The 24,207-nt window shown below is 66.3% G+C and carries 21 protein-coding genes; 14 read left to right on the plus strand and 7 right to left on the minus strand.

Features of this window, described 5'->3' with window-relative positions:
• Positions 1-40: 40 nt before the first annotated feature.
• Entirely contained in the window at positions 41-1,060 is a 1,020-nt protein-coding gene (locus BMY90_RS02705) for a bile acid:sodium symporter family protein (RefSeq protein ID WP_092701236.1), read from the minus strand.
• A gap of 93 nt (positions 1,061-1,153) precedes the next feature.
• Here BMY90_RS02705 and BMY90_RS02710 point away from each other — a divergent pair, with 93 nt between their 5' ends.
• Positions 1,154-2,056 carry a LysR family transcriptional regulator gene (locus tag BMY90_RS02710; protein ID WP_092701239.1) on the plus strand — a complete coding sequence of 301 codons (903 nt, stop codon included), beginning with the start codon at positions 1,154-1,156 and terminating at the stop codon, positions 2,054-2,056.
• Positions 2,057-2,132: 76 nt separating this feature from the next.
• Here BMY90_RS02710 and BMY90_RS02715 read toward each other — a convergent pair whose 3' ends face one another.
• On the minus strand, positions 2,133-2,648 hold the full coding sequence (locus BMY90_RS02715; RefSeq protein WP_245734828.1) for a DUF2782 domain-containing protein: 516 nt from the start codon (positions 2,646-2,648) through the stop codon (positions 2,133-2,135).
• Between the two features lie 87 nt (positions 2,649-2,735).
• Between BMY90_RS02715 and polA the strand changes: the two genes are divergently transcribed.
• From polA to BMY90_RS02730, 3 genes are all read left to right on the plus strand, one after another.
• Positions 2,736-5,513 carry a DNA polymerase I gene (gene polA / locus BMY90_RS02720; protein ID WP_092701242.1) on the plus strand — a complete coding sequence of 926 codons (2,778 nt, stop codon included), beginning with the start codon at positions 2,736-2,738 and terminating at the stop codon, positions 5,511-5,513.
• A 593-nt stretch (positions 5,514-6,106) separates the two neighbouring features.
• A complete protein-coding gene (locus BMY90_RS02725) occupies positions 6,107-6,325 on the plus strand; it encodes a hypothetical protein (protein WP_008217143.1) in 219 nt (72 codons plus the stop codon).
• A 74-nt stretch (positions 6,326-6,399) separates the two neighbouring features.
• Complete coding sequence (locus BMY90_RS02730) at positions 6,400-8,682, plus strand: DNA helicase II (RefSeq protein ID WP_092701245.1); 2,283 nt, start codon at positions 6,400-6,402, stop codon at positions 8,680-8,682.
• Positions 8,683-9,587: 905 nt separating this feature from the next.
• Here the strand turns inward: BMY90_RS02730 and BMY90_RS02740 are convergent.
• The 4 genes from BMY90_RS02740 to BMY90_RS02755 form a co-directional block, all read right to left on the minus strand.
• Complete coding sequence (locus BMY90_RS02740; RefSeq protein WP_008217146.1) at positions 9,588-11,588, minus strand: multicopper oxidase domain-containing protein; 2,001 nt, start codon at positions 11,586-11,588, stop codon at positions 9,588-9,590.
• Between the two features lie 185 nt (positions 11,589-11,773).
• Entirely contained in the window at positions 11,774-13,027 is a 1,254-nt protein-coding gene (locus tag BMY90_RS02745; protein WP_092701251.1) for a heme biosynthesis HemY N-terminal domain-containing protein, read from the minus strand.
• Positions 13,024-14,157 carry a uroporphyrinogen-III C-methyltransferase gene (locus tag BMY90_RS02750; RefSeq protein WP_092701254.1) on the minus strand — a complete coding sequence of 378 codons (1,134 nt, stop codon included), beginning with the start codon at positions 14,155-14,157 and terminating at the stop codon, positions 13,024-13,026. Before BMY90_RS02750 ends, BMY90_RS02745 begins: the two co-directional genes overlap by 4 nt.
• 55 nt (positions 14,158-14,212) lie before the next feature.
• A complete protein-coding gene (locus tag BMY90_RS02755; RefSeq protein WP_092701257.1) occupies positions 14,213-14,992 on the minus strand; it encodes a uroporphyrinogen-III synthase in 780 nt (259 codons plus the stop codon).
• Positions 14,993-15,056: 64 nt separating this feature from the next.
• Between BMY90_RS02755 and BMY90_RS02760 the strand changes: the two genes are divergently transcribed.
• The 3 genes from BMY90_RS02760 to BMY90_RS02770 all read left to right on the plus strand — a co-directional run bounded on the left by BMY90_RS02760 (position 15,057) and on the right by BMY90_RS02770 (position 16,573).
• Positions 15,057-15,581, plus strand: coding sequence for a YiiD C-terminal domain-containing protein (locus BMY90_RS02760; protein ID WP_092701260.1), 525 nt, complete (start codon positions 15,057-15,059; stop codon positions 15,579-15,581).
• A gap of 26 nt (positions 15,582-15,607) precedes the next feature.
• Positions 15,608-16,018: a hypothetical protein gene (locus BMY90_RS02765; protein WP_092701263.1), complete on the plus strand. Its 411-nt coding sequence runs from the start codon at positions 15,608-15,610 to the stop codon at positions 16,016-16,018.
• A 108-nt stretch (positions 16,019-16,126) separates the two neighbouring features.
• Positions 16,127-16,573, plus strand: coding sequence for a rhodanese-like domain-containing protein (locus tag BMY90_RS02770; RefSeq protein WP_008216573.1), 447 nt, complete (start codon positions 16,127-16,129; stop codon positions 16,571-16,573).
• 71 nt (positions 16,574-16,644) lie between these two features.
• Here BMY90_RS02770 and BMY90_RS02775 read toward each other — a convergent pair whose 3' ends face one another.
• Positions 16,645-17,751, minus strand: coding sequence for a 2Fe-2S iron-sulfur cluster-binding protein (locus tag BMY90_RS02775; RefSeq protein WP_092701266.1), 1,107 nt, complete (start codon positions 17,749-17,751; stop codon positions 16,645-16,647).
• A 24-nt stretch (positions 17,752-17,775) separates the two neighbouring features.
• On the opposite strand from BMY90_RS02775, the gene BMY90_RS02780 reads away from it, so the two are divergent.
• From BMY90_RS02780 to BMY90_RS02810, 7 genes are all read left to right on the plus strand, one after another.
• Positions 17,776-18,213 (plus strand): hotdog fold thioesterase, encoded by a 438-nt coding sequence (locus BMY90_RS02780; RefSeq protein ID WP_092701269.1) that lies wholly within the window; start codon positions 17,776-17,778, stop codon positions 18,211-18,213.
• A gap of 475 nt (positions 18,214-18,688) precedes the next feature.
• Positions 18,689-19,633 carry a serine/threonine protein kinase gene (locus tag BMY90_RS02785; protein WP_092701781.1) on the plus strand — a complete coding sequence of 315 codons (945 nt, stop codon included), beginning with the start codon at positions 18,689-18,691 and terminating at the stop codon, positions 19,631-19,633.
• Positions 19,634-19,703: 70 nt separating this feature from the next.
• On the plus strand, positions 19,704-20,315 hold the full coding sequence (locus BMY90_RS02790) for a DUF1190 domain-containing protein (RefSeq protein ID WP_092701271.1): 612 nt from the start codon (positions 19,704-19,706) through the stop codon (positions 20,313-20,315).
• A complete protein-coding gene (locus tag BMY90_RS02795; RefSeq protein WP_092701274.1) occupies positions 20,315-21,493 on the plus strand; it encodes a glutathionylspermidine synthase family protein in 1,179 nt (392 codons plus the stop codon). The genes BMY90_RS02790 and BMY90_RS02795 overlap by 1 nt, the downstream gene beginning before the upstream one ends.
• A gap of 78 nt (positions 21,494-21,571) precedes the next feature.
• Positions 21,572-22,009, plus strand: coding sequence for a hypothetical protein (locus BMY90_RS02800; protein ID WP_092701276.1), 438 nt, complete (start codon positions 21,572-21,574; stop codon positions 22,007-22,009).
• Positions 22,010-22,045: 36 nt separating this feature from the next.
• The gene (locus tag BMY90_RS02805) at positions 22,046-23,218 is read left to right on the plus strand and encodes a class I SAM-dependent rRNA methyltransferase (RefSeq protein ID WP_092701279.1); all 1,173 of its coding nucleotides are present in this window, start codon (positions 22,046-22,048) and stop codon (positions 23,216-23,218) included.
• A 136-nt stretch (positions 23,219-23,354) separates the two neighbouring features.
• On the plus strand, positions 23,355-24,188 hold the full coding sequence (locus BMY90_RS02810) for an alpha/beta hydrolase (protein ID WP_245734830.1): 834 nt from the start codon (positions 23,355-23,357) through the stop codon (positions 24,186-24,188).
• The last annotated feature ends 19 nt before the right edge of the window (positions 24,189-24,207 follow it).

The following is a 24,207-nucleotide window of genomic DNA, read 5'->3' on the forward strand; positions in this document are numbered from 1 at the left end:
AGGAAGCCATCGCGCACAAGGCGCGTCCTGCCATGTCGACTCAATCCGCCTGCGCGTCATCCAGTGACGCATCAAGCGACACACTCTCCGCAGCAGCAGTGTCGTCGCGTCGCGCATACTGCCGCGCCAGCACCGCGCAAACCATCAACTGGATCTGGTGAAACAGCATGATCGGCAGCACGATCATGCCCAGCGGATGCCCGGCGAACAGCACCTTGGCCATCGGGATGCCGCTGGCCAGGCTCTTCTTCGAGCCGCAGAACACGATGGTGATCTCGTCCTGCTTGCCGAAGCCGAGCGCACGCGAACCGTAGCGGGTCAGCAGCAACGCCAGCGCCAGCAACACACCGCAGATCACCAGCAGGCCGCCGAGTACCGGCAGCGGCGTGTGCTTCCACAAGCCCTGCAACACCGATGCACTGAACGCGGTGTACACCACCAGCAGGATCGAGCCCTGATCCACCACGCCGACCAGCGCGCGATGCCGCTGCACCCAGCCACCAATCCAGCGCTGCGCCACCTGCCCGGCCACGAACGGCACCAGCAGCTGCAGCACGATCTCGCCCACCGCATCCCACGACAACTCGCCGCCACCGTGCGATTCCATCATCACGCCCACCAGCAGCGGGGTGATGAAGATGCCGAGCAGGCTCGACGCCGATGCCGCGCACACCGCCGCCGACACGTTGCCACGCGCCATCGAGGTGAAGGCAATCGACGACTGCACGGTCGACGGCAACGTGCACAGAAACAGCACACCCAGATACAAACCCGGCGTCACCAGTGGCGACAGCAGCGGTCGCAGCAACAGGCCCATCAGCGGGAACAGCACGAACGTGCTGGCCAGCACGGTGAGATGCAGCCGCCAGTGGGTGATGCCCGCCAGCACCGAGGCGCGTGACAGCTTGGCGCCATGCAGGAAGAACAGCAACGCGATGGCGACATCGGTCAGCACGCCGAACGCCTGCGCCGTCACGCCACGGCACGGCAACACGCTGGCCAGCAGCACGGTGCCGAGCAGCGCGCAGGTGAAACGGTCGGGCAGCAAGCGACGCAACATGGAGAAAGGGATCTGGCGGGATGGATGGCTATTGCAACGTCCGCCCATTGATAAATCAAATCGTTTTATCTGATCCACTGATACACTAATGGCATGAATATCAGCCTGCGCCAGTTGCGCGCCTTCCTGGCGGTGTCGCGTCAGCGGCACTTTCGCCGCGCGGCCAACCAGGTGCATCTGACCCAGCCGGCGGTGAGCCGGCACATCGCCGAACTGGAAGCGGAACTGGGCGTGCGCCTGTTCGATCGCAACACCCGCGAGGTGGTGCCGACCGAAGCCGGACGCTACCTGTACCACGCGGTGGAACGGGTGCTGGACGAACTGGAAGGCGTGCTCGCTTACGTCCATTCCGAGGGCGAAAGCCGCCGCGGTACGGTGCGCGTGGCCGCCGGTCCCACGCCGTCGGCCGAACTGTTGCCGCAATGCATCGCCGAATGCGCGCGCGACTATCCAGAACTGAGCCTGCACCTGCGCGACCTGACCCAGACCCAGGTGCTCGACAGCGTGCGCGGCGGCGAAGTGGATTTCGGCGTGGCGATCGATCCGCCCGACAGCGGCGAGTTCGCCCGCGAAACGATCATGCATGACCCGTTCGTGCTGGTCTGTCGCCGCGACCATCCGCTGGCCCGGCTCGAACGCATCCCGTGGAAGAAATTGCAGGGCGAGCCGATGGTGCTGCTCGACTACTCCTCGGGCAGCCGCCGGTTGATCGATCAGATCCTCGACGACCGCCACATCAGCGTCGAGGTGACCCAGCAGACCAACCACACGCACACCGCCTTCCGCATGGTCGAGGCAGGATTGGGCAGCAGCATCACGCCCGGTCTGTCGCTGCCCGAATCCCCGCAGTTGGTGACGCGGCCGCTGACGCCGGTGGTGAAGCGCGCGATCACCCTGATCCACCGCCGCCAGCGCTCGTTGTCGCCGGTGGCCGAACTAGTCTGGAATCGCCTGCGTGAAGTGGCCACTGCGCGCGAGCGGCGTGCCCGGCGCTGATCAGCGCGAAACGGCAACCGACGCTGGACAGCCAACGAGCGGCGACCCGCCCTCCGGCATCACCTGACCCGGTGTCTCAGTTGCCGCCCGACGAGGAAGCTTCGGCCGGCTTGCTCTTGCCCCACTCCAGGATCTTGTACATCACCGGCTGCACCGGCGGCGCGCCGTTCTGCGCGTGGAAGCGGCCCTGCGGGTCGACCATGTAGGTCTGTGGCACACCATGCTTGGGCCGCACCACGACCATGTAGACGCGACCGTTCTGCTTGAATTCCTCGACGGTGTTGTCGCCCTGCTGGTGCACGCTGACATCCGGCGGAGCCTGGCTGGCGGCAGGCGTGGACGTGTCACCCGGCATCCGCGGCATCGGGATCGGCTTGCTCGGATACGTGCTCGGGGTCGGTTCGGCCGGAGTCTCGGCCGGCGCCGGCGCGGTGTGCGCAGGTACCGGCGCGACCGGCTGCACACCCGGATCGTTCATCCCCGGCGGCGGCGGCGCGGGGGTGAAATGCGGCTTGGCCGGAGCGGTCGACTGCGCGAAAGCCGGCAATGCGGCAAAGGCGGCAAGGGCGAACAGGCAGGTGACGGATTTCATGGCGGCATTCTCGGTGGGGAAACGGAGCATAACAGCGCCGGCGATGGCGCCCCGTGAACCGGCGGCAAGCGTGCGAGAATCGCCCCCATGGCAAAGCTCACCCTGATCGACGGTTCCTCATACCTTTATCGCGCCTTCCACGCGCTGCCTCCGCTCACCAACGCGCAAGGCGAGCCCACCGGCGCGCTGTTCGGTGTGGTCAACATGTTGCGCGCCACGCTGAAGGCCCGGCCCGACTACGTCGCCTTCGTCAGCGACGCCTCCGGCCCCACCTTCCGCAACGACATGTACGACCAGTACAAGGCGAACCGCCCTCCGATGCCCGACGACCTGCGCGCGCAGGTCGAGCCGATGCTGGCCATCGTCGGCGCACTCGGCTTCCCGATCCTGCGCGTCTCCGGCGTGGAAGCCGACGACGTGATCGGCACGCTGGCCGTGCAGGCGCATGCGCAAGGCATCGAGGTGGAGATTTCCACCGGCGACAAGGACATGGCCCAACTGGTACGCCCGGGCATCACCCTGGTCAACACCATGACCAGCACCACCATGGACGACGCCGGCGTGGAAGCGAAGTTCGGCGTGCCACCGAACCGCATCATCGACTTCCTCACGCTTACCGGTGACAGCATCGACAACGTGCCCGGCGTGCACAAATGCGGTCCCAAGACCGCCGCCAAGTGGCTGGCCGAATACGACTCGCTGGACGGGGTGATCGCGCACGCCGACAAGATCGGCGGCAAGATCGGCGAATACCTGCGCGAGGCGTTGCCGAACCTGCCGCTGTCGCGCGAGCTGGTAACGATCAAGACCGACGTGCCACTGGACGCCGGCCCCACCGAACTGGCCCTGCGCGAAGCCGACACCGCGGCACTGCGCGAGCTGTACACGCGCTACGACTTCAAGGCGGCGCTGAAGGAGCTGGACAGCACATCGGCGCCCTTGCCCCCCTCTCCCCTCGGGAGAGGGGCCGGGGGAGAGGGTCCGTGCGAAGCGCAAGGCCCGGCCGAACCCTCACCCCAACCCCTCTCCCGAGGGGAGAGGGGCTCCGAGCTCTCAGCCCCGGGCGAATACGAGCTGGTCACCACCCAGGCGCAACTCGATGCGTGGCTGGAAAAACTGCGCGGCGCCGAGCTGATCGCCTTCGACACCGAGACCACCGGCCTCGACCCGATGCTCGCCGATATCGTCGGCCTCAGTCTCGCGGTGGAACCGGGCAAGGCCTGCTACATCCCGCTGGCGCACGACTATCCCGGCGTGCCGGCGCAACTGGGTCGCGATGCAGTGCTGGCTGCGCTGAAGCCGATCCTTGAGGATGCCGCCCGTCCCAAGCTCGGCCAGCACGCCAAGTACGACATGAACATCCTGTCGAACTACGGCATTGCCGTGCAGGGACTCAGGCACGATTCGATGCTGGAATCCTACGTGTGGAACGCCACTGCCACGCGCCACGACATGGATTCGCTGGCGCAGAAATACCTCGGCTACCAGACCATCAAGTACGAAGAAGTGGCTGGCAAGGGCGCCAAACAGATTCCGTTCTCGCACGTGGACCTGAATACCGCCTGCCGCTACGCCGCCGAAGACGCCGACATCACCCTGCGCCTGCACCATGCGCTGTGGCCGAAGCTGGAAAGCGAACCGACACTGCGTGGTGTGTACGAGGACATCGAGATCCCGCTGGTGCCGGTGCTCGCCGGCATGGAACAGCGTGGCGTGCTGATCGACGTCAACGAACTGCGCAAGCAGAGCCAGCAACTGGGCAAGCGCATGCTGGAATTGCAGCAGCAGGCCTACGACGTCGCCGGCCGCGAATTCAATCTGGATTCGCCCAAGCAGTTGCAGGCAATCCTGTTCGACGAACTGGGCCTGCCGGCCAAGGTGAAGACGCCCAAGGGCCAGCCATCCACCAACGAGGAAGCGCTGGAAGCGATCGCCGACGCGCACGCGCTGCCACGGCTGATCCTCGACTACCGCGGCCTGGCCAAGCTGCGCTCTACCTATACCGACAAGCTGGCCGGCATCGTCAATCCGCGCACCGGCCGCGTGCACACCAGCTACCACCAGGGATCGGTGGCCACCGGACGCATCTCCTCGTCCGATCCCAACCTGCAGAACATCCCCATACGTACCGAGGAAGGCCGCCGCATCCGCCAGGCTTTCGTGGCGCCGGAGGGCTGGCGCGTGCTGGCCGCCGACTACTCGCAGATCGAACTGCGCATCATGGCGCACCTGTCCGGCGACGAAGGCCTGCTCAAGGCCTTCCACGAAGGCGGCGACGTGCACCGCGCCACCGCCGCCGAGGTGTTCGGCGTGCAGCCCGAGGAGGTCAGCGCCAACCAGCGCCGCGCCGCCAAGGCGATCAACTTCGGCCTGATGTACGGCATGAGTGCGTTCGGGCTGGCCCGCCAGCTCGGCGTCGACCGCGGCGAAGCCAGCGACTACATGGCACGCTACTTCGCCCGCTACCCCGGCGTGCACGCCTTCATGGAAGCCACCCGCGAGCAGGCGCACCGCGACGGCTACGTGGAAACCCTGTTCGGTCGCCGGCTGTATCTGGATAACCTCACCTCGCGCAACCAGGGCCTGCGCCAGGGCGCCGAGCGCGCCGCCGTGAACGCCCCCATGCAAGGCACCGCCGCCGACATCATCAAGCGCGCGATGATTGCCGTGGCCGCCTGGCTGGCCGACCGCGACGACGCGCACATGCTCATGCAAGTGCACGATGAACTGGTCTTCGAAGTGCGTGCCGACGCGGTGGAAACCGTGCAGGCCGCTGTCACCGAACTGATGTGCGGCGCGGCGAAGCTGGACGTACCGTTGCTGGTCGGCGTGGGCGTGGGCGCGAACTGGGACGAGGCGCACTGAGCACGGCGGATCGCGCAAAGAGCTACCCCCTCCCAGCCTCCCCCTGCTCGCAGGGGGAGGAGCAAAGCTCGCAGAACCCAGCCTGCTTTGCCTCCCTCCCCTGCTTGCAGGGGAGGGCCGGGGAGGGGTGCTCTTCCAGCCCGATTTGTTAGCTTTTCGTGACCATGAATCGCCACGAAATTTTTCGCGCCCGGCGTGCAACTTTTCCGCGAAACCGCGTTCCAATCCATCGGATGCACGCAACGGCACCCACGGCGCTCACCTCCCTGAGTTGCCACCCGGAAACGAACCTCTCCCCTGGGCTTCGTTTCCCCGGCCCCGAGGACCCCCCCTAAGTCCTCGGGGCCTTTTTATGCGCCCGACCCCGCAATGCACTCACACCGCCACCCGACTGGCATCGAAACCCACCCGCGCCCCGTGCCCTGAGCGTAGGCCCGCAGGGCTGAAGTCGAAGAGGCTCCTCTTCCTCGCGCCTCAGCGTCGTCGCCATCCGCGGCCGAGCACAGTCACTTATCGGATATCCCCACGCTGACTCCACGTACACATGTACAGCCGGCATACTCGAGCGCACATACAACAGGAGGAGGCAATCCATGCGCGTTGGACTGATCATCGTGGGCATCATCTTGCTGGTCGCCGGGCTATGGGTGGTACTGGGTCATGGCAGCTACGAGCAGACCGACACCCTGGTAAAGGTGGGCTCGGCCAAGCTCACCGCCACGCACGACAAGCTCGTGCCGCAATGGGTCGGCATTGCCGGCATCGTGGTGGGCGCCGGCCTGGCCATCGCGGGCTTTGTCAGGAAGAACTGATCCGCAGACCGGATCGACCCGAAAACCGCCGCTTTCGCGGCGGTTTTCGCATCCGCCCCGCTACAATGGGTGCAATGGATGTCTCGCACCTGATCGACACGCTCAACGACGCGCAGCGCGAAGCCGTTTGCGCCCCGCCCGGCCACTATCTCGTCCTCGCTGGCGCCGGTTCCGGCAAGACCAGCGTGCTCACCCGCCGGATCGGCTGGCTCACCCAGGTGGAACACGCGCCACCGTGGGCGATCCTCGCCGTCACCTTCACCAACAAGGCTGCCGGCGAAATGCGCGCGCGGCTGGAATCGCTGATCCCCGGCCAGACCCAGGGCATCACCGTGGGCACCTTCCACGGCATCGCGCACCGCCTGTTGCGTCGTCACTGGCAGGAAGCCGGACTGCCGGAAGGCTTCCAGATCCTCGACGCCGACGACCAGCAGCGGCTGGTGAAACGCGTGGTCACCGGACTGGGGCTGGACGAGGCCCGCTTCCCGCCGCGCCAGGCCACCTGGACCATCAACGGCTGGAAGGACGAAGGCAAGCGCCCGGGCGATATCGAACACCACGATCATCCGGTCACCCGCACCCTGGTGCAGGTCTACCAGGCCTACGAAGACGCCTGCCGCCGTGCCGGTCTGGTCGACTTCGCCGAATTGCTGCTGCGCGCGCACGAACTGTGGCTGAAACACCCGGCCGTGCTGGAGCATTACCAGCAGCGCTGGCGTCATCTCCTGATCGACGAATTCCAGGATACCAACGCGCTGCAGTACGCGTGGATTCGCGTGCTCGCCGGCGCCACCAACAAAGTCTTCGCCGTCGGCGACGATGACCAGTCGATCTACGGCTGGCGCGGCGCCAAGGTGGAAAACATGCAGCAGTTCCTGCGCGATTTTCCCGGTGCGCGCACGATCAAACTGGAACAGAACTACCGCTCCACCGCCACCATCCTGAAAGCCGCCAACAGCGTGATTGCACGCAACGGCGGCCGCCTTGGCAAGGAACTGTGGACCGCCGGCGACGACGGCGAGCGCATCGCGCTGTACGCCGCCTACAACGAACAGGACGAAGCACGATTCGTGATCGAGCGCATCCGCGAATACGTCGCCGAATACGGCGACGCGAAGGATTGCGCCATCCTCTACCGCTCCAACGCGCAATCGCGAAATTTCGAGGAACAACTCACCCAGCACGCCATCAAGTACCGCGTCTACGGCGGCCAGCGCTTCTTCGAGCGCGCCGAGATCAAGGACGCACTGGCCTATCTGCGGCTGACCTCCAACCGCCACGACGATGCCGCCTTCGAGCGTGCGGTGAACACCCCGCCGCGCGGCATCGGCGACCGCACGCTGGACGTGCTGCGCCGTCGCGCGCGCAGCGACAACACCTCGATGTGGGAAGCCGCGCTCGGCGAACTGGCCAGCAGCGAGCTGGCCGGTCGCGCGAAGAATGCGGTGAAAGCCTTCCTCGCCCTGATCGACCAGATGGCCCACGATTTTTCTCCCTCTCCCCCGCGGGGAGAGGGTCGGGGTGAGGGGCCGGGCTTGCCGGAAACTTCCGCTCCGGACAACCCCTCACCCAACCCTCTCCCCGCAGGGGAGAGGGCTTCAACGCTACCCCTCGCCGAACAGATCGAACACGCCATCACCCACACCGGCCTGCGCGATCACTACGAAAAGGACAGCCGCGGCAATGGCGAGGCCCGCGTGGAAAATCTCGACGAACTGGTCAACGTGGCCAGCCGTTTCGAGCTCACCCAAGACGATATCGACGCCGGTCTCAGCGAGCTCTCCGCCTTCCTCTCGCACGCCGCGCTGGAAGCCGGCGAAGGCCAGGGCGAAGCGTGGGACGACTGCGTGCAGCTGATGACGCTGCACTCGGCCAAGGGCCTGGAATTCCCGCTGGTGTTCCTGGTCGGCATGGAAGAAGGCCTGTTCCCCAGCCAGCGCTCGGTCGATGACGAAGGTCGGCTGGAAGAAGAGCGCCGGCTTGCCTACGTCGGCATCACCCGCGCCCGCGAGCGACTCGTCGTCACCCATGCCGAATCGCGTCGCATGCACGGCACCGAAATGCTGGCGCGCCCCTCGCGCTTCCTCGGCGAGATTCCGCCCGAACTGATCGACGAAGTACGCCCGCGCGTGCACGTCACCCGCCCGATGTACGCCGGCCGCCCCGGCGGCGCTGCCACCTCGTGGCAGGAAGAACCACCGGTGAAACTCGGCCAGCGCGTCAGTCACCCCAGCTTCGGCGAAGGCATCGTGATCGCCGCCGAAGGCAGCGGCCCGCACACGCGTTTGCAGATCAATTTCGAGGATGCCGGCAGCAAGTGGCTGGTGGCGGCCTATGCGAACCTGACATCGTTGTAGGCCGCGCCTATTCAACGTCAACAATCGGCCAGAAGTGTCGGTCGCCGCGCCTATCCAGTGGGCAGGTAGTGCCCGGCCATGGCATGCTCTGTTGGCTCTGACTGAACAGAGCGGAAGCCTGATGACGATGCCATCTTGGATGGTGACTACACAACGTATGATGGGCCGGGCAGGACCGGGCAAAGTCAAGAATTACGCTTTGGCATCACCTTCGGGGCACGCACCGCGAGATATGTTAACCGGCCCTACAGGTTCGCATATTCAATAGTCGGATTTTGAAAGCCGCGCTGCACAAGGAAAGCCAATGGCAGGACACGTTCACGAATGGTTCGACGACTTCAGGATCTTCATAGGTTCATGGTCGTGGAAATCAATAATGATGTGGGCTGTTACCTTGGCAGCCGCCGCCGCCCTCATAGTCCGCACAGTCAAACAGCCCACATCGCCGCCGTCATCGCCGCGGCCAGCAGTTGTTGTGTCCTATCACTTTACGCCGATGAGTGGGGGCTGCGGCATCGGCGGCGTAGAAGCTTGGGTCCGCTTGAATAACGGTCAGATTGTCAGCGCGGCAACATACCAGTACGGGTACGATATGGTTTACGATGGCGCGCTTGTTACGGTGCAAAAGTTCCGGGTGCTCTGCGGGCCGGCACCCTACACGATCTTGCATGGCGGTCCACCGGACGCCTCAAACCAGCGAACGAGCTACGCGCGCCGCTGATTGCACCTGCCCATACGATCGCGGCGCCATGTGCTCATCGCGCTCACTGATCGCGATCGGCATGTCACACAAAGGCGACCGATATCACGCTGGTTGCGTCTCACACCCAAGGAGTGGACCGGGCTTTATATCCCGACCCACGCAAGCAGGCCAGCAGCGACAACACCGCTGGCCTACCACTGTCTCATTTCGCCCGCAGAGCCTTCACTTCATCGGCGGTGATCTGCTTGCCCTGGTTTCCCCAGGAGGTGCGTTCGTGATTGATGATGTCGGCGATCTGGGCGTCGTTCAATGAATCCTTGAACGGTGGCATCGGGGTAGCGTAGGTCACGCCGCCGATGTTTTCGCCATGCAGGCCGTTCAGTACCACTTCGATGTGTTTCGCGGGGTTGGCATCCAGCACGGCGGCATTGCCCTTGAGTGGCGGGAATGCACCGGGTAGGCCCTGCCCGGTGGGCTGATGGCATGCGGCACAGTTGGCGCCGTACAGGGCCGCGCCCTTGGTCGCATCGAAGTGGTACGGACCCAGCGCGACTGATTCCGCAGCCATGTCTTTCGCCGGCGCGGCGGGTGTTGGTTCCGGCGCAACTGCTTCCGGTTCCGGTGGCGGCGCGCCATCGGTGCCACGGACTTCGAGCACGCCGATCGCACCGAGCGACGCGTGCGCCATATCGTGATCGACGAAGGGATACTTGCCCGGCTCCGGGATCACCAGGTCGAAGATCGCACCGGCACCCGGACCCACCGAGTAGGTGGACACGCCGCTTTGCGCGTGCGCGGTATCCGCATCGGTATAGACCTTGTCAAAGATGGCGCCGATGACATGAAACGAGCTCCACAGATCCGGGCCGGCGTCGACCACGTAGAGGCGAACGCGCTTGCCTGCCTCGGCGATCAGCGGATGGTCGCGGTACTGGAAGGCCGAGCCATTGAACACCACTTCATCCGGCCGCTCTTCGGACATACGTTCGAAGTTGGGCCCCATCAGGTGACCTGACACCTGCTGGGTATACCACTCGCTTTGCACCAGCACGTAACTGTCGGCAGCCGGCGGCAACGGCGTGGCCGGATCCACCACAATCACGCCGTACATGCCGTTGGCGATGTGCAGCAACACCGGCGGCGTGCCGCAGTGATAGAGGAAAGCACCGGGCACGTTCGCCACGAAGGAAAACTTGATCGACTTGCCGGGCTGGACCTCGATGTAATGCAGGCTGGGCGGGGTGATCGCGGCATGGAAATCGATGGAGTGCTGCATCGTGCCGTGATTGGTGAAAGTCACGTTGACCGTCTGGCCCTGCCGTACGTGGATGATCGGACCAGGCACCGTGCCGCCAAATGTCCACGCCTGGTAATTGACGCCATTGGCGATGGATACCGTGTGGTCCGACGCCTCAAGATGCACGTCGACGCTGTCGCCGGTGCCAATCAGTGGCGGCAGGCGCGCATCGCGCGGCTTTGCATCCGGCGTGCTGGAAGCCAGCGATAGCGGCGATACGGCAGCCGCCGCCGATACCGGCGAAGCGGCCTTGACGTGCAAGGTGCTGTGCAGGCCGCCGATCAGGAAAATCACCAACACCAGCACAGCCAGCATGGCGGGAATCTGCACGCCCCACGGCAGGCGCTCGGGTTCGCGCTCGATCACCTTGTGACGACCCCATTCTGCAAACCGGCACCAGCCCGGCCAGCGCTTCTCGATGAAGTAGTCCACGCTGTAAGGGTTGTGACCACCGCGACTGTCGATACCGATCAGGGCCACGAAGATCAGCACGTAACTGATCGCGGTTCCCATGTTGGTGGCGCCTACTGTGTAGGGACCACCAAAACCTTCGGCGGTACTCCACACCAGCAGGCTGAAAAGCACACCGACCACGTACAGGGTCTTGCGCGCAAAGCCGGTGAGCAGAGCCAATGCAATTACGCTTTCGACGATCCGCGTGAGCCAGGTGAACAACACCGCGTGCGGTGTTACCAGACCGATCCATAGCTGGAACCAGCCTGCCAGCCAACCGGGCTGTCCCTGCGCCGCATTGTGCAGGTAGCCGACGTAGTGAACCGCGAAATCAGGCGACCATGTCAGCGCGGCGCCTACCGCCCAGATGACACCGAAGGCGACCCGCAATGCGGCAGTGGCGATAGCCGGCCAAGCATTGGGGGTGATGCTGTGATGCTGAACCTGCGACATGCGGTGCTCTCCTTTATTCGATCCAGAACAAAACGAGCTATCAGCGGCTATGTAGATCTGAATTCCCCAACCAGGCTGCGGCATGACATCGCAGTCATGGCCATGGATCTACAGCCTCACCCGAAAAGGAAACCACGGCGACATCCGGGTGCCCTAGCCGCCACTTATAACGTACCTAAAAAATCTTATTTCCCCAGTCGTGGCATGCCGTGTGCGTCACGTTCTTCGACGGCGATGGCGCTGGTATCGACGGTTCCCGCCGGCGCAGCCGATGGACGCTGCGCGATTTCGCCGCGCACGGCAGCCAGCGCGTTGCGATAGCAGCGCTGCGCCTGGGTCGCATCACCCTGGTCGGCGCAGGCATCGCCGAGCGCTTCCCACGCACCGGCACTGGGCGCCAGCGCGATCGAGCGTTCCAGGTATTGCCGCGCCTTGCCCCACAGCTTGAGGCGCACGCACATGCGGCCCAGCGCCAGCAGCAGGCTGGGGTCGTTGGGGTGGGCGTCGAGCCAGCCTTCGGCGCGGCGCAGGCGCGATTCCAGGTCGCCACCGGGCAATGCGCCCCAGGTTTCGACCAGGGTCGGCGACCACTCGCGGCGCAGCGCGGATTCCACTTCGTCCATCGCCGGCAGCACCAGGCCGAAGCCCGCGGCGCGACGGGCATAGGCATCGATCACCAGCGGCACGCGGCGCTGGGCCTTGGGCAGCTGCGACCACAGTGTGTTGACCGCGGCGCCATCGGGCGCGGCGTCGATGCTGGCAACCAGCACCTGTGCCTCCAGCGCGGACTGGCCACGCGTGCCGAGCGCGCCGCTTTTCTGCAACGGTTCCAGTGCTTCGCGGGCACGCCAGGTGTCGCCACAGGCCAGTGCGGCGAGCGCGAGTTCGCGCCAGCCACCGGGGGTGAGTTTGTTGGCGTCAGCGTCCGGTGCCAGCAGGGCCACGGCTTCGGCCGGCTTGCCGTCACGGCGCAACACGCGCGCACGCAACACGCGCGCGGCTTGCGGTGCGACCTGGGCCGCCTGGTCGAGGGTTTCCAGCGCACGGGCATGCTCGCCGCGACGCGAAGAGGCTTCCGCCGAAGCCAGCAGCGACGGGCCACGCAATGCCGGCAGCCGCGAGGCGCGGTTAAGGTCGCGCTCGGCATCGCCGTGGCGTCCTTCGGTCAGCGCGACCAGGCCTTCGCCCAGCCGCTGGTGGCTGAGCCGGCGATGGCGCCGCGACAACGCGCCGAACGGCCAGCGCACCAGGCGCCACAGGCCGACCAGCACGGCCCACGCCACCAGCACGATCACCACCGCGGCCAGCAGCGAGGTTTCCACCTGCCAACCGCGGATGCGCACCAGCACGTAACCCGGATCGGCCGCCACCCAATGCCAGCCGAACGCGGCCAGCGCGGCGACGATCACCAGCAACAGGATCCAGCGCCACAACCTCATGGCTGGGCCCCGTGGCTGGACGAAGCGGGCGCCGGCGCCGCGGTTGACGGCGACGTGTTGCTGCCAGCCAATGCATGCACCGAACGCAGGTTGCGCAATTCACTCAACGCAGCACCCAACTGCACTGGCGCGGCAGGCTTGATCTGCTGGAGCAACGTGGCAATTTGCGCGTGCGCCTGCTTCACCTCGTCGGCCTGGGCATCGAAGCTGGCGACAAGGCTGGCATCGGCGCGCTTGAGCGCGGCATCGGCGGCAGCGGCATCGCGCGCCAGCAGGGCGGCCTGCGCCTGGGCCAGGTCGAGCCCGAGCAATTCACGCACCAGTCCGGCATCGGCCACCGCCAGCGGCGCACCGTTGTCGCGGTGGATGCTGATGACGCTGGACAAGGCCCGGCTCACGCGCGCCCACGCGCCCTGGTCCGGCGTGGCGTCGCTATCCAGCGGCTTGAGCGGCAGCTTCACCGCATCGGCGCGCAACTGCGCCACGCTGGCAAGCATGGCATCGCGACTGGCCGGTGCGCTCTGCAGCAACGCGTTGCGCTCGGCCTCGATGCTTTGACGCAGGCCGGCGAAGGCCTGGTCGTCCACCGCCGCCAGCGTCTGTTCGGCCAGCGCATAAGCCGCCGCCGCGCCACGTGCGTCGTGGAACAGCTCGTAGCGCTGCTGGCCCATGCGCAGCAGCGATTCGGTGTTGTCCAGCAACATCGCGTCGTGACCGGAGAGGGTTTTCTCCGACAGCTTGCCGACCGCGCTTTCCAGCGCGCGCAGGCGATCGTTCTGCCCCAGCAACTGCTCGCGCAGGGCGTTGTTGACCTGCTCGGCGTCGTTCAGGCGCTGCTGCAACGAGCTGCCGTTGCTGCTGACGCCGGCCAGCGTGTGCTCGAGCACGCTGACGCGTTGCTGCATGTCGGTCGCGGCACGTTCGCTGGCGCCGCGATGCTGCATCTGTCGCCATTGCTGCCAACCGACATAGCCGGTGCCGGCGATCGCCAGCAAGGCCAGCAACAAGGCCAGCGTCAGCGTGCCACCGCCGGAACGGCGCGGCGGTGCGGCGGCGACTTTCGCGCGGCGGGAATCGGAAGGCGCGCCCGTAGGCGCGGCGGGGTCACGGGTGAGATCGTCCTGGCTCATGCGCGCATGCTACCAGCCCGCGCACGCGGCTTCGTTGTCGTCGGGTGAAGAGCACTCACATGGCCGCAGCGGCGAGCAGATCGACGCCGCGCGCCGAGGCCGCCTTCTGCACCCGGCTGAATCCCGCGGCATCGGCAATCGACGCGAGCCGCTCGCTGCTGACCACCGCCAAAGCCATACACAAACGCCGCCAGAGGGCAGGCGCCAACGCCGCCTGCAGGTTCTGCAAGGCTTCGGCGCTGGACAGGAGGACCCGTGCATCGGCGGGCAGATGCCGCACGAGCTCCAGGTGCCGCGGCCCCAGCCGGGGTGGCACGCGCTGGTACACCTGCACCTCATGCAGATGGGCACCGCGTGCGCGCAGCTGATCGCGCAACAGGCCGCGACCACCGGGGGCGCCGACCAGCGCCACGCGCCGCCCTTGCAGCGATTGCAGCACCGGCAGCGCCAGCAGGCCTTCGCTGTCCTGCCGCTGTTCGGGCGCCTGCGCCGTCAGCCCATGTCGATGCAGGGCGCGCGCCGATCCTTGCCCCACGGCCAGCACGCTGGCCCGGGTTTCCAGCGGCAGCAGCGCGGCGGCAAAGCGCACCGCAGCGGGGCTGGTGAACAGCAGCAGCTCGGCATCCAGCGCCTCGCGCAGGGCGGCGCGGGTGGCGACCGCATCATCCGCCGCGCGCAGCGACAAACTCGGCAGCAGTACCGGCACGCCACCGCGCGCACGGATTTGTCGCGCCATGGCCCCGGCCGTACCCACCGGACGGGTGATCACCAGCGTGCGCCCGTTCAGCGCCCTGGCCTGCGATGCGGGTTGTGTTGCCACGCCGGGACCTTCCATCAGGGAGTCCGATGCAGTGTAGCGTCTACACTTCGGGTCCCCACCCCCGCAACACGAGCTACCGATGGTTTCCACCGCACCCTCTCCGACCGACCGGCACGAGGCCGCGCAGGCACTGGTCGATTTCATCCATGAAGGCATTCCGCTGGCGCGCGACATGGCGCTGCAACTGCACCACTACGATGGCGAACAACTGACCCTGGCCGCGCCACTGGCACCCAACGTCAACGACAAGGGCTGCGCCTTTGGCGGCAGCCTGGTCAGCGTGATGACGCTGACCGGCTGGGGCCTGGTGGAACTGGCGCTGCGCGCACGCAACGAGGATTGCGACGTGTTCGTGGGCGAATCCACCGTGCGCTATCTCAGCCCGGTATGGGACGACTTCCTCAGCGCGGCACAATTGGCCCCTGAAGCCGACTGGGCCACGTTCTTCGGCACCCTCGCCGCTCGTGGCAAGGCCCGCATCGAGGTAACCTGCGCGGTGCCGGGTGATGAGGGCAAGCCAGCCGCGACGCTGTCCGCCCGTTTCGTGGCCAAGCGTCGCGCGCACCCGCGCACGGACGCCGCCAGCGCGAATGCGGCAAAATGATCGCTTCCATCCGGGGGAGATCGTCCATGCGCCGCACCATCACCTGCCTTGTTGCACTGAGTGCACTCCTGCTGGGCGGCTGTGCCGCCGACCAGCGCAGTAACGCGCTGACCGAGACCCTGCTGGCTTACGCCAACGCCGTGCGCTGGGACGGTTTTCCCAGCGCGTGGCAGTTCGTCGATCCCAAGGTGCGCAAAAAGCACCCGCTGACTTCGCTGGACCAGGCCCGTTTCCAGCAGGTGCGGGTCAGCGATTACGACGATGGCAACGGCGCGGTTCCCGACGGCAAGAACCAGGTGACCCAGGTGGTCAAGATCAGCCTGATCAACCGCAACACCCAGTCCGAGCGCAGCGTGATCGACCACCAGACCTGGTGCTACGACCCCGTGGCCAAGCGCTGGTGGCTGGAAAGCGGCCTGCCGGACATCACCCAGTAGGCGCGCGCTCGACCGGGCTGGTCAGATCGGGCCGGAGGCCGTACGCATGCCGTATAATCGACGGTTTACCCGGATCCGCGCGGCCGTGCTGCGCGAAGTGGACGCGCGATGAACGATTTTCTGCACAAACTGCCCCAGTTCGTGAACCATCACCTCGCGCTGTCGGCGCTGTTCGTGATCCTGCTGCTGGCGGTGATCGTCACCTACGTGGCCGTGCTGTTCCGCAAGTACAAGGAACTCACTCCGGCCGCGCTGACCATGCTGATCAACCGCGAAAGCCCGCTGATGATCGACCTGTCGGCCCGCGCCGATTTCGAGAAGATGCATATCCCCGGCGCGAAGCACGTGGCGATGAGCCAGTTCGATCCCGAGAACAAGGACCTGGCCAAGGCGAAGGACTTGCCGGTGGTGGTGATGGACAAGGACGGTCGTGGCAACTCGGCGAAGGCCGCGCCGCGCCTGGTCAAGGCCGGCTTCGGCAAGGTCTACGTGCTGGGCGGCGGCGTGCTGGGCTGGCACGCGGCGCAATTGCCGGTGGCCAAGGGCGCCAAGTAGGAATCCGCGTGCGGGCGATGCTTCTTGCATGACGCCCGCACGCCCGCAAGGCATCGCGGCTGAAGTCGCGCCTACGGGTGCAGCCCGGCCCGGCCAGCCATGATCTGCGCCAGCACGTCGGGCGCATAGTCGAACGAGTCGTAATACAGCCGGTCATCCGGCAGACCCGCATCGGTGAAGCGATGGCGGGCAGCGTCGACCATCGCCGGCGGTCCGCTCATGTAGACGTCGTGACCGGACAGATCCGGGTGATCGGCCAGCACCGCCTCGTGCACCAGTCCCTCGCGCAAGCCCGGGCATTGCGCCTGGTCCGGCTCGGACAACACCGGGTGGAAGCGCAGGTTCGGCAGCCTGGCTGCCCAGCCCTCCACTTCTTCGCGCAGGTACAGATCGGCCGCGTTGCGCGCGCCCCAGTACACATCCATCTCGCGACGCGTACCCAGCTCGATGAAATGTTCGACGATTGCCTTCACCGGTGCGAAACCGGTGCCACCGGCCATGAACACCATCGGCCGCTCCGAATCCTCGCGCGCCACCAGCGTGCCCAACGGGCCCTCGATGCGCAGCGTGTCGCCCACCTGCAACCGGTCCGCCACCCACGAAGTGAAGCCGCCGCCGGCGACATGGCGCACATGCAATTCGATCGCGCCGTCGGCCTGCGGCCCGTTGGCAATGGAGAACGGCCGGCGCCGGCCCTCTTCCAGCAGCACGTCGAGATACTGCCCGGGCAGCCAGCGCAGGCGCGGCACGCCTTCATCCGGCAACAGGCGCAGACCGGTCACGTCGGGCGCCAGCGTCCATTTGTCGGCTACGCGCACGCGCAACTGCCGGCGCGCGATGTCCTCCACCGAGGTTACTTCACGCGCTTCCAGCAGCAGGTCGCTGGCCGGCACCGCCTGGCACAGCAGCACCGCGTGATGGGCACGCTCGTGCGCATCCAGCGCGGTGGGCGGATTGCGCGGGTAGACGCAGCGGCCAGCCAGCAAGGTGGCCTTGCAACTGCCACAGACCCCGGCACGGCACGAATACGGCAACGCGATGCCGGCTCGCTGCGCGGCCTCCAGCACGGTCTCGCCAGCGGCCACGTCGAAATGGCGGCCGGAACTTTTCAGGGTTACGGTGAACACGCATGCATTGTCGCCGCGATGGCACTCCGTCGACAATGCGACCTTTCGCATGAACCATCCAAAGAGTATCCGGCCATGAGCATCTGGAAGCAGGACATCGACCTCGAGCACATCAACAGCTGGCGCGCCAACACGATGCTGGAATCGCTCGACATCCGCGTCACTGCCGCGGGCGACGACTGGCTGCAAGGCACGATGCCGGTGGACCATCGCACGCACCAGCCCTACGGCCTGCTGCACGGCGGTGCCTCGGTGGCGCTGGCCGAAACGCTGGGCAGCGTCGCCGCCATGCTTACGCTGGATCCTGCACGCGAACGCGCGGTGGGCCTGGACATCAACGCCAACCACGTGCGCGGCGTACGCGAAGGCATCGTCACCGGCACCGCCAAGGCATTGCATCTGGGGCGCTCCACCCAGGTCTGGGAAATCCGCATCGAGAACGAAGCCGGCCAGCTGGTGTGCATGTCGCGACTGACCATGGCGGTGGTGCCCGTTGCGGTGGTGGGCAAGTGAGATCGCAGCTTTCTCCCACACGGAGGGAGAAGCCTCACGTTTCCCCCTCTCCCTTTTGGGGAGAGAGTGAACGCATCGGGCAAGTTTGCATGCCTTTTACGCCCTCTCCCCGCCGGGGGGAGAGCTGGGGTGAGGGGACACTCTTGCGTCATGGCCGCTTCGAAGCGGCTTTCGATGCGTGCTGTCGCGAGCACCCGCCCCTCACCTCAATCCTCTCCCCAAAGGGGAGAGGAGGCGAACGTGCCGTGCGGGTTCGCATGCTTTTTACTCCCTCTCCCCGCCGGGGAGAGGGCTGGGGTGAGGGGACACTCTTGCGTCATGGCCGCTTCGAAGCGGCTTTCGATGCGCGCTGTCGCGAGCACCCGCCCCTCGCCTCAATCCTCTCCCCGGAGGGGAGAGGAGGCGAGCGTGCCGTGCGGGTTCGCACACTTGCGCGCCCCGGATACGCGCGCACCTTCGGGGCATGGGGCTTCGCATGATTGATGCCCCCTACGCCAACCTCACCCCGGACCTCGTGCTCGACGCCGTAAGCGCCTGCGGGCTGTGGCCGGACGGCCGCCTGCTGGCGTTGAACAGCTACGAGAACCGTGTGTGGCAGGTGGGCATCGAGGACGAAGCGCCAGTCATCGCCAAGTTCTACCGCCCGGGCCGCTGGACCGATGCGGCGATCCTTGAGGAACACGCCTTCGCGCAGGAACTGGCCGATGCCGAGCTGCCGGTGGTGGCACCACTGGTCTTCAGTGGCCGCACACTGTTGCATCACGGCGGCTTCCGCTACGCACTGACGCCACGCCGCGGCGGACGCGCGCCCACGCTGGAATCGACCGAGCAACTGGAATGGTTGGGGCGACTGATCGCGCGCATGCATGCTGTCGGCGCGCGCGAACCCTTCGCGCACCGTGGCCGGATCGATCACGCCACCCTGATCGAACAACCGGTACAAGCCGTGCTGGCCTCGTCGCTGCTGCCCGAGTCGCTGCACGCAAACTATCGCAACGCCGCGCAACGGCTGGATGCGGCGGCAGCCGCACGCCAGGACGCTGTCGGCCCCGTGCGTTCGCTGCGCCTGCACGGCGATTGCCACCCCGGCAATCTGCTGTGGACCGACGCCGGCCCGCATTTCGTGGATCTCGACGACGCCCGCGGCGGCCCGGCCGTGCAGGACCTGTGGATGCTCGCCCACGACGAGCACGCCATGCAGTCGCTGCTGGATGGCTATACGTCCATGCGCGATTTCGACCCGGCCGAACTGGCGCTGGTGCCCGTGCTGCGCGCGATGCGCCAGGTGCACCATGCCGGCTGGATCGCCCAGCGCTGGCACGACCCCGCCTTTCCCGCCGCGTTCCCGTTTGCCGCCGAACCCCGCTGGTGGGAGCAGCACATCGCCGACCTGCACGAGCTGGCCGACGAGCTCGAATAGGCTTCGCGCCACCTTTCCCGGCGCCGCGCGAACTGAGACACTTCGCCGACTGATTTCACGGAACGAAACCATGAAGCGATCCCGCACCGCCGTCCTGCTCGCGATGGGCGCCACACCCCTGCTGCTGAGTGCCTGCAACAACGAACCCGACGCCACGCGCAGCGGCCTGTACACCTCGGTGGAGGCCTGTACCGCCGCCACCCACGATGTCGCCACCTGCAGCGATGCCTACCTGAAAGCGCACCAGGAGGCCGAAGCCGAAGCACCACACTACGCCACGGCCGCAACATGCGAAGCCGACTTCGGACTCGATCAGTGCATCCAGCGCGGCAGCGGCCAGCACAGTTTCTATGGTCCGCTGATGACCGGCTTCTTCCTGTCGCAAATGATGCACCACGGCCGCGCCGCCAACGGCTTCAACAGTGCACCGGCTTTCCGCGACCGCTGGAACAGCTGGCGGCGCCCGGCCGATGACAAGCGCCCGGACAATCCCGCTGGTGGAAGTTATGGCGGCAGCGGTTACGCCGGCGGCAGCTACGGCGGCGTATACCGCAGCGGCACCGGCCGGTCGATGACGCGGGTCTCCGCCACGCCGGACCGCGCGATCACGGTCAGCCGCGGCGGCTTCGGCCGCTCCGGCGGATCGCACGGCTTCCACGGCTTCCATGGTTTCGGCGGCTGATGCGCCGCATCGTCAGCGCCGAGCGCCCGGACTGGCGCGCCAAGGCCGCCGCCTGCGGCTTCGGCTTCCACACCATCGACGATGCGCCGTATTGGGATGAAACGGCGTACTACGCCTTCAACCTGCGCGAGATCGAAGACGACATCGAGGCACCCACCGAAGAGCTGCACGCGATGGCGCTGGACATGGTCGAGCGCATCGTGCGCGACGAGGCCGCACTGGCCCGACTCGGCATTCCCGAACATTACCGGGACTGGATTGCCCGGAGCTGGGAGACGCGCTCGCCGCACCTGTACGGACGCATGGATTTCGCCTACGACGGCACCGGCCCCGCCAAGCTCTACGAGCTGAACTACGACACGCCCACCGCGCTGTTCGAGGCCGCCTTCTTCCAGTGGCAATGGCTGGAGGACCTGCTTGCCGGCGACCGGTTGCCACCCGACACCGACCAGTTCAACTCGATCCAGGAAGCGCTGGTGGAAGCCTTCGGCAGCATCGCGCGCACCATCCGGCGTCCGTTCCGCTTCGCGGCCGTACGCGATTCGGAGGAAGACCGCGGCACCGTCGCCTATCTGCGTGACTGCGCGCTGCAAGCCGGCATCGATGGCGAGTTCATCGCCATCGAGGATATCGGCCGCACCGTCGACGGCCGCTTCACCGATCTTGACGACCGCGTCATCGGTTGCCTGTTCAAGCTCTATCCGCTGGAAGACCTGTTCCAGGACGCGTTTGGCCGCTACCTGCCCGCATCCGGGCTGCAATTGATCGAGCCGCCGTGGAAGGCGCTGCTCAGCAACAAGGGCATTCTCCCGCTGCTGTGGGACGCCTACCCCGGCCATCCCAACCTGCTGCCGGCTGCCTTCGATGCCGGCGGCGAGCTGCCGCGTGGCTGGGTGCGCAAGCCGCTGCATTCGCGTGAGGGCGCCAACATCGCCATGCACCTGGCCGACGGTCGCGAGCTGGCCACCGAAGGCCCTTATCGCGGCCCGTGCATCCGCCAGGCCTGCCACCCGCTCACCGCATTCAACGGCCACTACCCGCTGGTCGGCAGTTGGGTGGTGGGCGACCGTGCCTGCGGCATCGGCCTGCGCGAGGACGCCACCCTGGTCACTCGCGACAGCGCGCGCTTCGTGCCGCACGTCATCCTGGAGGAGCCGCGCGGCATCCTGCTGGCCTGAACACGGGCCAGCGGCGTGGCTGGCCCACGCTGCGGTGGTGGCTCTATGCTTGCGTCCCTTTCGAACGAGGCTTGCCGCGTGCGTACCGTTTTGTTCCGCCTGATCGGCATCCTCGAAGTGGCCGGTGGCCTGTACGGCTTTGCCACCATGCTGCGCCGGCTGCTGCCGCCCGGCTCGCTGCACAACGCGCTGCCGGCACTGATCGCGCTGGCTGCCTACGCTTTCGTGATGGTCGCCGGCGTGCTGCTGCTGGAAGGCAGCGAGCGCGGCATCCGTCTGTCGAGCTGGGCCCAACTGCTGCAGCTACCGTTGATCGCCACGCCGATCTTCAGCTACGCCATGCACTGCGGTGCTTACGTCGACGTGTTCGCCACGCTGCACCTGCCGGTACACCCGGGCATCACCTGGCGCCTGGGCAGCGAAGGCTTCGGGCTGGCGCTGGCCGGTCCGGCAACCTCGCGACTGGGCCTCAACCTGCTGGCGCTGTTGTCCTGGCTGGCGTTGCGGCTGCGCTGAGCGAGAGTCCACGCCGAAGCCAGCTATCATGGGCGGATGAATACGCCCGTCGCCCATCCTCCGATCCGCCTCAAATCCGACCGCACGCCCGGCCATCCGTGGATCTGGTCCGCCCAGGTCCACAAGCCGGAAGCGCGCATCCCGCCGGGCAGCGTGGTGGAAGTGCGCGATGCGAAGAATCGCTTCATCGGCCAGGCATTCTGGAACGGCCATGCGCGCATCGCGCTGCGCCTGCTGACCAGCAACCCGGCCGAAGCGATCGATGCCGAGTGGATCGCCGCGCGCATCCACCGCGCCGTGCAGTTGCGCCACGAACTGCTGCGACTGGATGACGCCAGCGATGCCTGGCGTGTGGTGCACAGCGAGGGCGACGGCCTTTCCGGGCTGATCGTGGACCGCTACGCCGACATCCTGGTGATCGAATACTTCGCCGCCGGCATGTGGAAGTTCCGCGACACCATCCACGCCGCGCTGCTGCAACACTTCCCCGGCGCACGTTTGTACTGGTTTGCCGAAAGCCACGTGCAGAAGCAGGAATCGTTCGACTGCCGCGCGGCCGACGTGCCCGACGCAGTAGAGGTGCACGAGCACGGCCTACGCTTCCACGCGGCGCCCGGCTGCGGCCACAAGACCGGTTTCTTCGCCGACCAGCGCGACAACCGCCGTCGCTTCGCCGAACTGGCCAAGGGCCGCCGTGTACTGGATCTGTGCTGCAACGCCGGCGGCTTCGCCGTGCACGCCATGGCCGCGGGCGCGCGCGAAGCGGTCGGCGTGGACATGGACGCGGGCATCCTCGATATCGCCCGTGCCAACGCCACCGCCAATGGCGTCACGGTGGATTTCCAGCAGGCCGATATCTTCGACTGGCTGCGCGCCGCCGTGGCGCGTGGCGAGCAATACGACGCGGTGATTCTCGACCCGGCCAAGCTCACCCGCGACCGCAACAAGGTGTTCGACGCGCTGAAGAAATACTTCGCGATGAACCGGCTGGCGCTGGACGTGATCCCGCCCGGCGGCCTGCTGCTCACCTGCTCGTGTACCGGACTGGTCAGCGAAGCGGACTTCCTGGAGATGCTGCGCCGGGTGGCCCTGAACGCCGGCCGCGAGATCCAGGTACTGGAAGTACGCGGCGCCGGCGCCGACCACCCGGTGCGCACCGACGTACCGGAAAGCCGTTACCTGAAGGCGGTGTTCTGCCGGGTGGATTGATCCCACGTGGCTGTTGTAGGAGCGCACCTTGTGCGCGATGCTCTTGCTTCAAGTGTCGATAAAAAGCATCGCGCACAGGGTGCGCTCCTACAGATATCCCGGCAGTTTTATCCAGGTGCCAGGTGCCCGCCACCTCATGAAGATCCGCACGCCCCTGCTCACGATTGCAGCATTCGTGCTCTTCTACTTCGTTGCAGGAGCATGCTTTTTTCGATTCGGGGTTGAATCGCTGGTATTGCCACACGTTGCCCTCTCCGCACAAACAACGGCACCGCTGTTCTTGCGCATCGGCGGTGATGACGGCAATGCCATTCTGGTTCGGCGCTACGGAACACCGAAGGTGGGCTGCGTCGTCTTCTTTCCCGGCCAACATGGCAACATCTCTGCGTACATAAGGAACCTGTTCCCTGCATTCGTCGCTCATGGCATTGCCGTTCTGGCCGTCGCCTACCCGGGGCAAAATGGCGCCCCTGGCACACCTCATCATCTGCACGAAATCATGGTGCTCGCCACGCAGACAGCCGAGGCTGCCCAAGCTACATGTCCGGGCCACCGAATAGTGCTGTACGGTCGCTCCCTGGGCTCCATGGTCGCAGCCTACGCTGCCGCAAAAACTCATCCCGCGGGACTCATTCTCGACAGCGCAGCACGCTCGTTCTCTTCAGCGATTCGCCTTCGCCTAAACGCCCGCTGGTATCTGGCACCACTGGCATTGCTGCCTGTTCCAAGGCTCCTCGCGCATGACTATTCGCTTGCTGAAGCGCTGTCGAGCATGCGGGATGTACCAGCCGTCGTATTTCAGGGTACGGCGGATAGAGAGACTCCGCTCTCGGATTTACGAGCGGCGGGCATGCCCGGCAACCTGAAGCTTGTCGTGGTTTCGGGCGGGACGCACTCGACCACGGACCTACTGGCGCGGGATCGGACCATGCAGACGGCCTTGACCATGCTTCGAGCACCTCGCACCTGACAATCAGGGGAGGGGAGTC

Origin of the sequence: Rhodanobacter glycinis (genome assembly GCF_900114325.1) — a bacterium.
In the GTDB taxonomy this organism is placed as follows: Bacteria; Pseudomonadota; Gammaproteobacteria; order Xanthomonadales; family Rhodanobacteraceae; genus Rhodanobacter_A; species Rhodanobacter_A glycinis.